The organism is Nostoc sp. DedQUE07, from assembly GCF_034530975.2.
Classification (GTDB): Bacteria; Cyanobacteriota; Cyanobacteriia; order Cyanobacteriales; family Nostocaceae; genus Nostoc.
The window spans coordinates 20202-33258 of the sequence record NZ_JAVRCC020000036.1 but is presented as its reverse complement, the minus strand read 5'-3'; the positions used below and the strand labels follow the sequence as shown (position 1 = coordinate 33258).

The following is a 13057-nucleotide window of genomic DNA, read 5'->3' as shown; positions in this document are numbered from 1 at the left end:
TTTATCCCCATTTTTTTTAAAATCTATCTACCCTCTTTTTTCAAGAGGGTGGATAGTTTAACTTTTGCGATCAAGTCTGAATAGTTACAGAATTGTCGTTTTGAGTGCCAGTCAGTTACCTTACTTTCAAGGATTTAGCCACGAATCGATTCAACCCGTCCATAAAATAGACCGCGAATCTTGACTTCTTTAGGTTCGCCAGCACCTAAATCTGTATCAGATGGCTGTTCGCTCTCGAAAGTGCCAGCAATTTCACCGCTAGAACCGTCTATTTTAGCGATTTGCAGAGAAATCTTGCCATTGAGATTTTCAGCACGCTTGACGTTAGTGCGGGTAAGTTGTTCATCATCTGCTTGGGCGGGGAGAGCAACAGCATTATCGTAGCCACTGACGACACCACGACCTTTAGGATCTAGGAAGGCAGCACCACGATAGGAAGGGACTTTAAAGCTGCCTTCAAAGTCCGTAGAGGTGTTAATACTGGTCAAGCTGGGTTGGCTTTGAGCAACCAAATTTTTGATGGTAAAGAGGAAAGGTACTCGCTCACCACCAGGAAGTTGCACAGTGATGGCTTGGAAGTCAAGACCATCAGTTTCCGTAAAGGTCAGGCTATTATCTGCGTTAACTTTTAGATTACCTTGCACCTGGTCAATAGTGGAAGTGTATCTGGTCAACAATTTGCCGGCAACAAATTCTGCTTCTTGGCGTTTATTAGCAGGTTCTTCTTTGATGAAGAAGCTAGTTGGTTCCAAGCAAAGTTCTTTGATGGTATAAGACTGGCTAGAATCAATGGGAATGGAGCCACGGCGTGTTTCTCCTAGTTGGGGGCATTTGTTAGCCAAGCCAGTGCCGCGAATTTGATCGTAAGTGAGTACATCTCTACCACTACTGGTAGTAGGAGCATCACTACAAGCGGTTATTAGCCCCAGGCACAAAGCCAAGAATGCAACAATTAAAGCGCGATACCTCATGGTCAACCTCAATCTCAAAAATTAATATCTAAGTTGTAAAACTGCATCGAAGCTTTGATCTCTGATGAGAAGCCGCTACTCTGCAAAAAGCTACTTTTGTTCGGACACGGCTTTGCTCTGATTAAGAGAGTTGAAGCAAGTGTTCGGGTGTCTAGTTGTCAGACGCTGCTCAAACTTTTCTCTGCTAAACGTAGTTAAACGTGTCGCTCTCTTGAGCTTGGAGTGTAAACCCCAGACTAAGTAGAACACTGCATCCATTTTGGATGTGTGTTACTAGGGGAGCAAAAAACCAGCAGTTTTACTGTTGGTGGCATTTGTTTGGAGTTGGGCGAGTGTATGAGTAAGCCTCACACAGAGAAGCATAAATGCTTGTGCCTTGAAAAGTGCAAACAGGGGTGTCTGCTTCGCACTTTGCTCTTGCTTATTGCAAAAGCGTCGTCGCCCAAGTCTTTTTGTATCATGTATGTGACGCCACTACATACAGCCCATTGTTGGATGGGTAAATCAGCCAGATCATACGATTTTTTTTAACTCAAAATCAAAGTTCTCAAAATCCAAGAAAGTCTCGTCTCGATCGCATCTAGCTTCTGTAAAGCCTATGCTAAAGGTTACTACGCTCTTTTTGGAGCGATCGCAATTGCTTTTGATAAAGATACAAATCTAGTTATATTCACCCCTAATTAGGGCAACTCAGGAGATGCGGTAACATGGAGACAACTGACAAACTAGGGAAAATTAAAAATCTCCGGTAAATTTGAGTTGGCCTCATTTATACGGAAAAGGTGGCATGAACGATCGCAAAAATATTGAATCAGAGAAGTTGTCTGGTAAACTGCAAGCGATTGCAACTGTGGTGTATGATGCCGCTACAGGTTGTGAAGGCGATACTGTAGCTCTTTTGGCTTTGCTGCGGCAATTAGAGCAGTTACACCGAGAGATCCGGGATGGGATTTTTCAAGAGAGTTTGCCTGTTAACCGCCGCCAACTTTACTCACTGCTGAAAGATATTGAGTCTGAGGGAGGCTGGCCCTACATTGAGCGCATGAGGCTACAAGCCTTTTTAATGAATTTGCCACAAGAGGCTCCCGAAGAAAATAGCCATGAAGTTTTGGAGAGCGATCGCTCTTTTAGCTGATTAGCTCGAAATTTATTTCTAGCTTTGAATTAATAACTCCGATCGCCTCATCAACCGCTAAACTAAAAGCGGTTGCTCATTGAGGCTTCAACCTAATTCATAATTTGTAATTAAAAACGGTTTGTACGGATTATCCCATCGCAAAGAAGGCGATCGCGCTCTTCAAGATTGCGGTTGTGCTTAAGGTAATCACCCACCCAATCGCAACCACGAACAAGCAGGTCGTCAAGATTTAAATTCCACAGAATTATCGTGTTGTCAGTACTTGCTGATGCTAGTGTTTGACCATCTGGGCTAAAACTGACACTTAATACCCCAGCGCGATGTCCATTAAGACTTTTAATTAACTTGCCTTCAGGACTCCAGAGTTTCACTGTACTGTCCCAATTGGCGGCGGCGAGTAATTCACCATTGGGGCTGAAAGTCACGGCATTGACGCTATCGCTGTACCCTTTTAATAAGGTTTTTAATAACGTCCCATCCCGTCGCCACAGTTTTACGGTGTTATCCCAGCTGGCAGAAGCCAGTAACTCGTCAGTGGGACTAAAGCTGACACCTGTCACCCAGCTGTTATGGGGTGAGAAAGTTTTTAACAATGTACCATCCCGTTGCCAAAGTTTAACAGTTTGGTCATCACTGGCAGAGGCTAAAACTTGACTATTATGGCTGAAGTTTACACTATTTACAGCATCTTGATGCCCCACTAAGGTTTTGAGCAACTTGCCCTCACGGTCCCAAAGTTTCACTGTTTTATCTTTGCTAGCTGAAGCCAAAAACTGACCATCAGGACTGAAATTCACGCTCATCACACTATTACTATGCCCGTGGAGAGTCATGATTAAAGTACCGTCTAACCGCCAAAGTTTCACTGTTTTGTCAAAACTTCCTGAAGCCAGCATTTCACCTTGGGGGTCAAAACTGACACTAGTAACTTCATTTTTGTGCCCCACCAAAGTTTTGTAAAGTCGAGTTTTGACCTCGCCACTGCTGGTGTATCGTTGCCAAAGTTTGACAGTGCGATCGCGACTACCAGAAGCTAGCATCCGGCCATCCGGACTCCAAGCAACGCTCAAAACTCGCTTCCGATGCCCTTGAAGAATAGACGGTCTTGGAGCATCTAAACTCCATAGTTTTATACTTTTGTCGAAACTTCCTGAAGCTAGCAATTTGTTTTTTGGGCTGAAAGCTAAACTGACAACATCATCGCTGTGTCCTTTGAAGGTTTTGAGTAAAGTACCAGTAATACTCCAGAGGTTTATGGTTTTATCTTCACCTGCAGAAGCTAACTTTTTACTATCGGAACTAAAGCTCAAACTCCACACTGTACTGCGATGCTGCCGTAAAGTTTTGTAAGGACGAAAGTCAAAACTGTGTTTAGTGCTGTTACTTTCCCTGAGCCAAAGTTTCACTGTTTTATCTCGACCTGTTGAGGCCAAGAATTTACCGTCTGGGCTGAAAACAGCTATCATCACAGCTTGTTGATGTCCCTGCAAAGTTGTAACAAGGCTACCGTCCCGTCGCCAGATTTTTACTGTTTTATCGTCGCTGGCCGAGGCGATGAATTGACCATCGGGACTAAAGTTTACCCAGTTAACCCACCCTCGATGTCCTCTCAGTATTTTTACTAGGCTACCGTCTTTGTGCCAGAGTTTTACAGTTGTATCCTTACCGCCAGTAGCTAACAACTCACCATCAGGACTGAAATTAACGCTGTCAACCGAATCTCCGTATCCTTTCAGGGTTTTATATGGTTTAGGGTCAAATTCATCTGTAACCGGGTTTTTTTGCCAGATTTGCACTGTTTTGTCAATGCTGGCGGATGCTAGAGTTTGACCATCAGGGCTGAAACTTACACAGGTAACAGCACCAGTGTGACCTTTAAGGGTTTGGAGTAAGGTACCGTCAGGACGCCAAAGTTTCACTGTTTTATCTTTACTGCCTGATGCTAGCAACTGACCATCTGGGCTAAAAGTTACTCCCCAGACAACATCAGTGTGCCCTTCCAGACGGTTAACCTCAGTTACCCCGTAAACTGCTTGTTGTAAGGCTGTTACCACCCGCATTCGGGTATCTGGCTGCACGATCTCTGCTTGTTTCAGTTTTCTCCAAGCCCGCAAACCTTCTAATAAGGCATCAAATTCTTTATTAGATGCAAACAGAGCTTCGCTAGCAGCAGCGATTCCACTAATTTTCAAGTTGGTTTCACTACGTTCAGCTCGTAGAGTTTGGCGGATTGCTGCTCTTTTTTGTAAGTCGGCTTGCCACCATAACGCTGCTATTGTTCCTCCCATAATTGCTAGGATTGCACCTGCTATCCGTGCTTCCCGCAGTCGTCGTTGCAATACCAAATTTAGTTGCTTTTGACTAAGTTGTTGGGCTGCTTCGGCTCTAGTTTTTTCAAGTTTTATTTTTTCTAATTCGGCGAGCATACCATAGTTGTTCTTTTGGCGAATTGGTTCAACTAAATAATCGTGAACCAACTGGTAGCGATCGCCTAACTCTTCTCTGACTCGCAATACCAAGCCTGAACCCACCAATATTTCTAAAATCAGTTCTCCAACTTTGTCAAAGCTTGATATCGTATCTATATCATAATTATTAACTAATGCAGCTGCTAAATCAGCTTTAGTTTTTAAAGGTCGCGTCCCCTTTTCATCTGTTAATTCAAATAATAATTTCCAACTTAAATCTTCGTTCTCTTGACCGCAGTCTTTGATAACTTCCCCTAACCAGCGTTCCACTAATTTTGCCGAGCCACCACAAAGCTTATATTCTGCAAGTGTCGTAATGTTTTCTATTTGTAGTTGAGCGCCGACTATTTGTAATTCAATTGGATGTACTTCGTCTAGTTCTCCTGTCAAATCCTGGACTAATCGGTTAATCAATTCTTCACTTAGTTCATAATGTGAACGTTGAGTAAGGCTGTGAATTATGGCTTTGGCATCTCGGCTAGAGAATTTTCCTAAATAGTAGCGAATATCCTTATCAAGGATATTTTTATTAATTACTCCTAAATCATATAAGCCAGTACTATTTTTCTGACTCAAACGTTCAAACTCTAACAAATGATGTAAATAATCTTCTCGTAATGAAAGAATAATTTTTACATAAGAAATATTTAAACATTCACTAAAAAATTTATAAAATTCTATTCTTTGTGTAGGAGGATTATTAACAAAGAAAAATTCTTCAAACTGATCTAATATGATAACTATTGTATAATTGCGCTCAGATGCTAGCCGAATTCTTTCTAGTATTATGGTAGGTGTAGAGTCAATATTAACCGATATTCCTGTGTATGCTAATGCTTGGTTGATACTGCTACTCAAGATTGTTATCCAATCAGTATAAACAGACAAAACAATCGGTATAGGAATACGTTCACCAATAACTTTTCCCTTGAGTGCTGGGACTAAACCAGCTTTGAGAATTGAACTTTTCCCTACACCAGATGGCCCATAAATAACTGTGAGTTTGTAGTCAGCGCGGGCAATTCTTTCAATTAAGCGATTGACATCTTGTTGCCGTCCAGAAGCAGATATTTCTTGAGCAATTTCTTCAGGAATAAACGGTATTTTGTGAGGTTCTAGTACTGGGTTAATTCTAGGGCGTTGTGGCTGTAATTGACTTGCTCCGATAAAGGCACGAAAGCCATACTGATGTTCTATTTTAATTTTTTCTTGCTTCAGCTTAAAGGCTTCTGTATAGTTATGACACTCAAAAAAGTAAAGCGATCGCAGTTCCTCTAAAATCTCTAAGTATAGTAATGGCTGATGTTGTAGCTCACAAACTACCCTTGCCCATTCCAAGTTATTGATAGCTTCCTCGCACTCACCCAAATGCCGTTGTGTGCGTGCTAGCAACAGAAGATACCAACTTTCTTGTCGTCGTCTTCGCAAAGCGTCTCGCAGAGAGACTTGTGTTACTTCTTCGGAAATAGAAAGTGCTGTATTTGCTAATTCATGAGCCAGTACCCAATTCGATTCCGAAGCCGCCACATTTGCCAAAAATCCATAATTTTGAGCAACTTGTGCGGGAGTTCCATAAGTTTTATGTAGGTTTAATGACTTTTGAGCTAATTCTTTTAAGTCATCCCAAGCTTGTAAGCGTTGCAGCATTTCACAAGCAGGCAAAATGAATTTAGCAACTAAGTCTTCTCTTTGTACCTCCTCCAATAGCTCTAAGCATTGTTTAAACCACAGCAGAGCATGTTCGCAATAGCTACTAGTATTCTGATATAAATCTGCCATTCGGTGATAACAAAGCCCCAAGTGGAATAGTACTATTGCTTGCTTGAGTAAAGATGAGGGGGGCATAGGATGAGGACATGAGAAGGGCAAAGAAGAATTACTCTCCCACTCTGCTATTCTCCTAGCTTCTTGCTGCCATAATGCTAGGCTTCTTTGATAATTGGCTAAAGCACCATTAATTTGATCGTTGGCGTATTTATCTCGCCCCAACACAAATTCTAAACTAGCTTCTAATCCTGGTGTTAATTTAACGTTATATAGGCGTAGTAAATCATTACGTGCTGATTCTATTTCGTGGCGGTGTTGCGACTTAGGATCTAAATCTAGGAAGGCATTAGATAAAAACGTTTCAGCACCTGCTTCTAAAACTTTTTCAAATAAAGATTCTTCCTCTTGAGATATCAAAGCAATTAAATCTGCTTTGGCCATTTCAAATTTGATAGTGGTTGCAGCCCAGCTTTTGAAATCAGGCGCTAATCTTGAAAGCAATGATGCTACTTCATCCTGTAGCCACAACACGACTGGAAATGGAAAAGTAGCAGCATAGATATCTCGTGCTTGGTTGATACCTGTAAGTAAGTTTTCTAGGTCGGTAGTTGATTCAATACCGAAAATCATTACAGCAGACGGTAAAGAGTCTGTAAGGACGGCAGGATTATCTAAAGATAGTTCTGAAATTATTGTGCTGTGTAAAGAAGTAGTTGATGGATTGAGAACGATTTCTCTGATATAAATTTCTTTAGTGTTCGAGCGAATATTCTCTAACATTTGCTCGCGTAATCGCCCATAGTTGCATCGAACTAAAATCAGAGCAAATTGACCTTCGGAAAGTGCGATCGCTCTAATCAATCTTTGTAAAGTATGCTGATTTTCTTTGGTGTAGACGCGTAGCTGTTTGTCATTAGTCATTGGATATGGGGCATTGGATATGGGGCATTGGATATGAGGCATTGGTCATTTGTTAGTGAACTAATGACCAATAACAAATGACAATTGACTGTTACTTATTTTGTTGCCAAGCCAAAACTTTTTCTGTTTCTGCCAAGGCTGGACTGATGCCAAACCAGCGCCCCACAGGATCTCGATATTCAAACAAATACATACTTCTTAGTAAGCTCTGATAGTCAGACTCACCTTTAACTCTCTGCTGCTGTACTACTTCAAACAATAATTCCCACTGGGATTCATCAATAGCTAATAGCAAATCGTCGCGGTAGTCCTTAATCACGGCTTCTAAGCAGTCCCTAGAAAAAGGCGGATCTTGTCGTTGCAGGCAGCTATAAAGTAAGCCTAATAAGTTACGAATGTGACCACCACTAACGCGACATAGACGATCCAAGGTTTCGGAGCGATCGAATAATTCTGTAATTAATGAAAGTCTGCTATTCAAAGGAACTTCTGGAAAAGCTCTAGCTAGAACTAACTGGCGCACTAGTGACATTCCTGGTTCGTAGTCACTGCCATCTCTTTGCCGCACTAATACCATCGGTAGTACTTTTGGTGCAATCCCTCCCCCCAGACGATTTTTCAGTGTCTCATACTCATTGGAGAAAATTAACGTTAGAGGAATTGTGTAAACTAGGTGGCATTTAAGTCGGCGTAACTGTTCGCCTCGGTCAATGAAGAGATATTCTGGTTGCGATCGCCCGGATGCTAAGGGACGCATATCTACTCGATCCAAATTATCTACAATCACTACCAGTCCTTTTTGACCCCTTAGCTTTAGCTGTTCAACAGCCTTTTCTAAAATCTCTTCGTTAATCGCCTGCAAAATACTATTGGTACGTGGTTCCAGATATTGCCTCAGTTGATTCCGCATCTGGGTGCTATCTTTGGTTTTGGCGGTAATTTTGGCAATACCCAAGGACAACTCTGCTTGTCCAGAAAGTTCTATAGGGCTTTGCAAAAAATCGCCTACTTCTTTAAACAAATTGGTAAAGTAACCAGGTTTGAGTTTAATGCTAATCCCTTCTAAACTGGCACTGACTTGACGGGCTACACTCAGCAAAATATCGCTGACATCAATATCCGCCATATCTAAGTCTTGACTGGACTCAAAATAAACCACATGAAATCCCGCCAATTCTAGTTCTGTCTTGAGGCGCTGCAATTCCGTTGACTTACCGCAGCCAATGTGACCCGTAAATAACTGGCAGGTTGGCTCATCAGGAGAAATCCGAATAATAGTTCGCTGCAATTCTTCGACAATCTTGCAACCACGTACATCAGCAAAATCTATGTAATACTGCCGATCTAGTACGTTACTTATATTTAGCGTGTAGCTAGGGTTACATGCTTTATAAAAACGTGACAAATTTAATGTCGTTTTCATGTATGTAGAGGTTTATGTAGATGCAGTTTAGTTTGAATTCTTTATACAATTAATCCCTATCTAGGATGTAGATAGAGGATTGACTCGCAAGGTGGTAGTGTCTTGCAAAAGACAGTACTTGTCGCCAGATTACTGTCAGTAGTATGGTAGAGATTTAATCGATCCTAATAGCAAATGGCACTAAGATAATGCAAACCCATTATCTACAAAGCTTTTGGGTGTGGGGTGTAGGGTGTGGGGTATAGTGACGAATAACTTTATTTATGTTCGCACTTATTTTTACTTTTCTTGATTTTTCAGAACCTACACTCTATTTCCTATACCCTTACCTGGCAAGGATTTCATCTTTTATTGGTGACGCTCTACCTGTCAGGTCTTAAGCATATCTGTCCTTTTTACACCTGCTATTGAAGTTTTGACAATCTCTCCCTTGTGTTTGACATGCCACAAAATTATATGGTTTAGGGAGCAAGTAAAAAAAACTACAAATTTTCATGGTTCTCAGTTTGGATGGCTGATGGGTGTAACTGGTATGAATTATAGCAAGGTATACAGAGATCCAGGAATACTCATGTATCATTTCACATTCTATTTGTCAAGAAAGCCAAATTCCACACATCTCAATTAATATTTTGTAATCTTTAAGGAAAAATCTTCAAAAATAACTTGTCAAAAAGACTACAGTCAGTTAAAAATGGACACCGGAAACTTTAATAGAACTAATTACTAGCGCCATAATCATTGTGTAGTTACTGTAAAGTGTTACTAAAAATAAAAAAAGTCTTGAGGAGAGCGGCTAAAAGATGCCAACAGTGTTTACTGAAATTAATAATGATACGAGCTTGTTAAGGAATTTAGATTGCAACCAAAAAGGGGTGTGAATGGCTGGCATAATATCAGTTTCCCGCACGCATCTAGCCCAGCGTCGCCAGAAATTGCGTCGGCAGCGGCAGATGAAAATTATTCAAGCTATTTGGCGAACCTTTGCCATTACTGGTTTAGCGGGTGGATTGTTGTGGGTGGCAGTCCAACCGATGTGGACGCTAAAGGCTCCCAAACAAATAGTGATGAAATCAGGCAATAAATTGCTGTCAGATCAAACAACTCAGTCATTGTTGGTGCTGTCTTACCCTCAGTCTTTGTGGCGGATTGAACCGTCAGCGATCGCTAACTCTTTGAAAAAACAGCCAACTATTGCCCAAGCGATCGTCAGACGCCGCCTATTTCCTCCTGGATTAATCATTGAAATCCAAGAACGAGTACCTGTAGCGGTAACTCAAACACGTGGCAACAAAAAAGTAACAATCGGCTTACTAGATGCAAGTGGGGCCTGGATGCCTTTAGAAAAATATACATCACTGAATCCTACTAAAAAATTACCAAATCTCAGAGTAATTGGTTCGCCAAATCAATATTGCCTTTACTGGACTCAACTCCATGAAGCTGTGAGTCAAAGTCCCGTGAAAGTTATAGAAATTGATTGCCAAAATCCAACAAATTTAATTTTGAAAACAGAATTAGGAAACGTGCATCTCGGTGTACCAAGTCCCCAATTGTCTGAACAATTTAAGGTACTCGCCCAAATGCGTCATTTAGCAACAAAATTTAATTCTGGTCAAATAGAGTATATCGATCTGAAAAATCCTGAACTTCCATTAGTACAAATGAACCAAAAAGATCAAAAATTAACTGCCAAAATTCCTAAAAACATCTAGCGTGTTTATTATTTTGATAGTTCCTAGTAAATTAAGAAGCTTTATGCTGATAAATATATTTATTATTTTCAGTTTTCCAGCAAATCGCCCGAAAATCGGCATTAACTTCTAATTAAAATGAGAAAATCAATCATAAAATCTCTATTGCGAGTAACAGACCCTCAATTGTTACCCTAACATCTAATAGTAGGGTGCAAAATGTCAGACAGTCTAATGATGGCCTATCGCGTATAAAACGCCTTCTGCCCATACATTCCTTGACTAAACCCAGTGCAAAAAAGAGAACATTGCTTGAGCTTTTCATTCAGATTCAGACTCGTGAGCAGAAGTCACTGATGGAACGGTTTATGCCGCCATCCAAGTGCAGAAGCAAAAAGGCTCTGGCTTTGGTCTGTTGAGGACACTTCCAAAGACAGTTTACCGAAGTTTCAATCTGTAACGAAAAATGCCAGCCAAAATTGCGTAAGCATTGCTTCTGGGCAATAAGTTTGGACTGTTCTGTGCTGTAATTCCTATTAGGTGACGAAATCTCTTAGGAAATCTTGATTTGTTGGCCGCACTAGTGAGGGTTCTTGTAAGATAGACTATTGCTTCAACAAAGTGTCCATTGAGACCACCCAAACAACAAATTAATCAGGTATAGTCTGACAAGTAAATTCTTGCTTAGTTTAACTTAAGCATAAGTAAGTAGAAGGTAAATTTTGTGTCTAAAGCTGCAATTATGCCCAATGGTAAAACTTATTAACAATATTATTATTGAGACAGAGAAGATACGCTGTAGTGTGTCTTTACCAGTTATGCCCGCCGCTGAGAATAATCAAGAGATTAATGTCTGGTTGAAGTTATACAGGTCAGTTTTAGATAAATATAGGTATACTTCTCTAGAATTGGCTGTGCGATCGGCTGTGTTAAAAGCTCATCCCATAGCAAATTTTCGCACTGCCAATTCTGTTAGGCTTGGCAGTAGTGAAAACAATAAAGAACAACGCCATATTATTGTGGCATTGTCAAACTAAAGTTGACTCTTAGGTGAATAACACCTGAAAAAGTCGTTTATCTACCCTTTCACAAATCCAATGACACTTGATAATAACCAAGGACTTAACTATAAAAATTCCCAATCTACGGGACAGCCGGGGTTCTCTCTGGCAGTTAACTCGACCAATCCCTTTAATAACTCTGGGCTGAACTTCGGGCAAAATCACGATAATAAAAAAATTTCTCCGGAAAATAGCCGAATTGGTGAGATTGTTCCTGGTCGGGTCGCCAACATCAAAGTGATTGGTGTCGGTGGTGGTGGTGGCAATGCTGTTAACCGCATGATCGAGTCTGATGTCTCTGGCGTAGAGTTTTGGTCAATTAATACTGATGCCCAAGCTCTTACCTTAGCTGGCGCTCCAAGTCGATTGCAAATTGGGCAGAAGCTAACGAGGGGTTTAGGAGCAGGTGGTAATCCTGCTATTGGTCAAAAGGCAGCTGAGGAATCACGGGACGAAATTGCTACGGCTTTAGAGGGTGCAGATTTAGTATTTATCACTGCTGGTATGGGGGGTGGTACTGGGACGGGTGCAGCACCAATCGTGGCAGAAGTGGCCAAAGAAATGGGTGCCCTCACTGTTGGTGTAGTCACACGTCCATTTGTTTTTGAGGGACGCCGCCGCACTAGTCAAGCAGAACAAGGTATTGAAGGACTAAAAAGTAGAGTAGATACACTGATCATTATCCCCAACAACAAACTGCTGGAAGTGATCCCCGAACAAACGCCTGTGCAAGAGGCTTTTCGTTATGCAGATGATGTACTGCGGCAAGGGGTGCAAGGTATTTCTGATATCATCACAATCCCCGGTTTGGTAAACGTTGATTTTGCTGATGTCCGAGCAGTTATGGCAGATGCGGGATCGGCATTGATGGGAATTGGCGTTAGTTCTGGAAAATCTAGAGCCAGAGAAGCTGCGATCGCAGCTATTTCTTCACCATTACTAGAGTGTTCTATTGAAGGCGCTAGAGGAGTTGTATTTAATATTACAGGTGGTACTGACCTGACTTTGCATGAAGTTAATGCAGCGGCAGAAGCAATCTATGAAGTAGTCGATCCCAACGCCAATATTATTTTTGGGGCTGTAATTGATGACAGGCTCCAAGGTGAGGTAAGAATTACTGTAATTGCCACTGGATTTACAGGTGAAGTGCAAGCTGCGGTACAACAAAGCGTGGCTAACGTTCGAGTAGCACCTAATACCTCGAAGCGTCCAACAACACAGCAACCGACAGTTAATACCCCAACCTCAACTCCAAGTTCAACTCCAACCCCAACTCCAATTCCAGAACCAAAGGAAAAACCTGGATTAGATATCCCTGATTTTCTGAGAAACCGACGTACACCAAGGAATTAAAAGATTTGGAATTTGGGATTTTAGATTAACTTAGCAGTCTCCGGTCAGGCTGAACGCTGTATAAAATCTGCTACTGCCACCAGGGTTTTACCAAGGGCAGGGATAAGCAATCTTTTGCCATACCCAATTTTGCCAATTGGTAAAAAAACTTGTCAAGGCTACTTTATAGAATGAATTTGGGCAGGAGTCTACTGGCTTGCATGTCCAGCTATGCTTTCAGAACAAAACAATAGGAATACCTGCCCAACTATGGATGCATCA

General features: G+C 41.4%; 7 protein-coding genes. 4 read left to right on the top strand and 3 right to left on the bottom strand.

Annotated features, from left to right (window positions below):
* Window positions 1-134 precede the first annotated feature (134 nt).
* The gene (locus RMZ95_RS23755) at window positions 135-971 is read right to left on the bottom strand and encodes a photosystem II manganese-stabilizing polypeptide (RefSeq protein WP_322674402.1); all 837 of its coding nucleotides are present in this window, start codon (window positions 969-971) and stop codon (window positions 135-137) included.
* Window positions 972-1758: 787 nt separating this feature from the next.
* Between RMZ95_RS23755 and RMZ95_RS23750 the strand changes: the two genes are divergently transcribed.
* The gene (locus RMZ95_RS23750) at window positions 1759-2106 is read left to right on the top strand and encodes a hypothetical protein (protein ID WP_322682507.1); all 348 of its coding nucleotides are present in this window, start codon (window positions 1759-1761) and stop codon (window positions 2104-2106) included.
* A gap of 110 nt (window positions 2107-2216) precedes the next feature.
* Here RMZ95_RS23750 and RMZ95_RS23745 read toward each other — a convergent pair whose 3' ends face one another.
* Window positions 2217-7265, bottom strand: a complete 5049-nt coding sequence (locus tag RMZ95_RS23745; protein WP_322682506.1) for a hypothetical protein — start codon at window positions 7263-7265, stop codon at window positions 2217-2219.
* Window positions 7266-7356: 91 nt separating this feature from the next.
* On the bottom strand, window positions 7357-8688 hold the full coding sequence (locus tag RMZ95_RS23740) for a P-loop NTPase fold protein (RefSeq protein ID WP_322674399.1): 1332 nt from the start codon (window positions 8686-8688) through the stop codon (window positions 7357-7359).
* Window positions 8689-9569: 881 nt separating this feature from the next.
* On the opposite strand from RMZ95_RS23740, the gene RMZ95_RS23735 reads away from it, so the two are divergent.
* The 3 genes from RMZ95_RS23735 to ftsZ all read left to right on the top strand — a co-directional run bounded on the left by RMZ95_RS23735 (window position 9570) and on the right by ftsZ (window position 12796).
* Window positions 9570-10403 (top strand): cell division protein FtsQ/DivIB, encoded by an 834-nt coding sequence (locus RMZ95_RS23735; RefSeq protein ID WP_322682505.1) that lies wholly within the window; start codon window positions 9570-9572, stop codon window positions 10401-10403.
* A 728-nt stretch (window positions 10404-11131) separates the two neighbouring features.
* Window positions 11132-11419 (top strand): hypothetical protein, encoded by a 288-nt coding sequence (locus tag RMZ95_RS23730; protein ID WP_322682504.1) that lies wholly within the window; start codon window positions 11132-11134, stop codon window positions 11417-11419.
* 60 nt (window positions 11420-11479) lie between these two features.
* Window positions 11480-12796: a cell division protein FtsZ gene (gene ftsZ, locus RMZ95_RS23725; protein WP_322674396.1), complete on the top strand. Its 1317-nt coding sequence runs from the start codon at window positions 11480-11482 to the stop codon at window positions 12794-12796.
* Window positions 12797-13057: the final 261 nt, after the last annotated feature.

Bases quoted from the DNA above. Each gene is read 5' to 3' on its own strand.
- RMZ95_RS23755 (WP_322674402.1), bottom strand. From the start codon at position 971: ATGAGGTATCGCGCTTTAATTGTTGCATTCTTGGCTTTGTGCCTGGGG.
- RMZ95_RS23750 (WP_322682507.1), top strand. From the start codon at position 1,759: ATGAACGATCGCAAAAATATTGAATCAGAGAAGTTGTCTGGTAAACTG.
- RMZ95_RS23745 (WP_322682506.1), bottom strand. From the start codon at position 7,265: ATGACTAATGACAAACAGCTACGCGTCTACACCAAAGAAAATCAGCAT.
- RMZ95_RS23740 (WP_322674399.1), bottom strand. From the start codon at position 8,688: ATGAAAACGACATTAAATTTGTCACGTTTTTATAAAGCATGTAACCCT.
- RMZ95_RS23735 (WP_322682505.1), top strand. From the start codon at position 9,570: ATGGCTGGCATAATATCAGTTTCCCGCACGCATCTAGCCCAGCGTCGC.
- RMZ95_RS23730 (WP_322682504.1), top strand. From the start codon at position 11,132: ATGGTAAAACTTATTAACAATATTATTATTGAGACAGAGAAGATACGC.
- ftsZ (WP_322674396.1), top strand. From the start codon at position 11,480: ATGACACTTGATAATAACCAAGGACTTAACTATAAAAATTCCCAATCT.